Genomic DNA, 904 nt, shown 5'->3' with positions numbered 1-904 from the left:
TCCAGCCCCATCGAGAAGTGTTATCGGCCCGGCCGAGAATAATGATTCCCAGGACGGGATCACAACATCCTGGGAATCAGTGCGGCGCAGCCGGAACGCGGACCCTACTTGTCCATCGCCTCGATCAGGCTTCTGGGCCGCATGTCCGTCCAGGACTTCTCTATGTAGTCCAGGCAGTCCTGCCGGCCGGCCTCACCGAACACCGACTTCCACCCGTCGGGCACCTCGGCGAACACCGGCCAGAGCGAATGCTGCCCCTCGTCGTTGACGAGGACCAGGTAGCTGGCATCGGGGTCTTCGAAAGGATTCGTCACAACGCCGTCCCTTCAGGAGCGAACGAGACCGAACAGCCGGGCCGGTCCACTTTTCCATGGCTCCGGCCCCATGCAGACAATGATTAACGATCGGTAGACCCCAGGGTCAACCGAGCCGATACAGAGGCGGTTGAACAGGCATGCTCAAGGGGGTGTTCAACCGCGGCAGGGCGGCAGTTGAGCACCCTTGGAAATACGTGTTATCCGGACGTGTTCCGCGTCCGTTTCAGCCCACGTTCTCGCGGCCCTCGGCCGGCCGCACCGGCTGGAGGCCGCGGAGTTCCGCCGCGAACGACTGCAGCACCGACGCGTAGGCGTGGCTCAATTCGGCCAGCGAGGGCAGGCAGTGCGGCGGCAGCCCGCTCTTGATCGCCTCTTCCTCCCGGACGACCGCCTGGCACGCGTCGAACATCCGCAGCAGCGTCCGGCCCGCCTCGGTGAAGCGGAGCGATGGGTCCTTGCGCAGCCGCGCGAAGATGCCCGGGAGGTCGGGGAGATCGGGGAGCACCGGCCGCGGCGGCTCGGGCCGCATGGCGGTCACCCCGGCGGTCCCGGCCGCGGCCGCGGTCCCGGCCGCCGCGCTCCCGGAC

The 904-nt window shown here is 67.4% G+C and carries 1 protein-coding gene and 1 pseudogene; both read right to left on the bottom strand.

What is annotated here, in order from left to right:
* Positions 1-104: 104 nt before the first annotated feature.
* A complete protein-coding gene (locus HUX53_RS06950) occupies positions 105-314 on the bottom strand; it encodes an MbtH family protein (protein ID WP_176402335.1) in 210 nt (69 codons plus the stop codon).
* 226 nt (positions 315-540) lie between these two features.
* Positions 541-904: pseudogene (locus tag HUX53_RS06945) on the bottom strand (hypothetical protein); the annotation flags it as partial.

This window comes from Actinomadura sp. BRA 177 (assembly GCF_013372625.1).
Taxonomy (GTDB): domain Bacteria; phylum Actinomycetota; class Actinomycetes; order Streptosporangiales; family Streptosporangiaceae; genus Spirillospora.
Note: the sequence above shows the minus strand (reverse complement) of the source record. Positions and strands in the feature narration are given on the sequence as shown.